The sequence below is a fragment of the Salinimicrobium oceani genome (genome assembly GCF_012037645.1).
In genome coordinates this window covers 1-369 of sequence record NZ_JAAVJR010001044.1, presented here as the reverse complement: position 1 = coordinate 369, position 369 = coordinate 1, and the positions used below count along the sequence as shown (strand labels likewise).

1 protein-coding gene is annotated in these 369 nt (G+C 46.3%); it reads left to right on the top strand.

Annotated elements, in window-relative coordinates:
* A partial coding sequence (locus HC175_RS20690; RefSeq protein WP_168139892.1) for an SDR family NAD(P)-dependent oxidoreductase occupies positions 1 to 369 on the top strand: 369 nt, incomplete at both ends.

Here is a 369-nt window from a genome sequence, read left to right as displayed (position 1 = left end):
ACATTTTGGCCACCTGGATATTCTAATTAACAACGCCGGAGTTTATCCTGAAGTGAATACTGTGGATGAATATTCCGTAGAAGCATTCGATAACCTCCTGAAGAATAATCTCAGGACCACATTTTTGATGACCAAATATGCCATTCCGCATTTAAAAAAGAGCCGGGGCTGTATAGTTGCAGCAGGTTCTGAAGCCGGAAGCATAGGAATCCCAAACGTCACTCCTTATGGAGGCACCAAAGGCTTCATTCATTCCTTTGTAAAAGGAGTTGCCGCTGAGCAGGCCAAGAACGGGATCAGGGTAAATGCAGTGGCCCCGGGTCCTATTGACACCGCCTGGACCCACAAGGAAACCAGCGACATTAATAA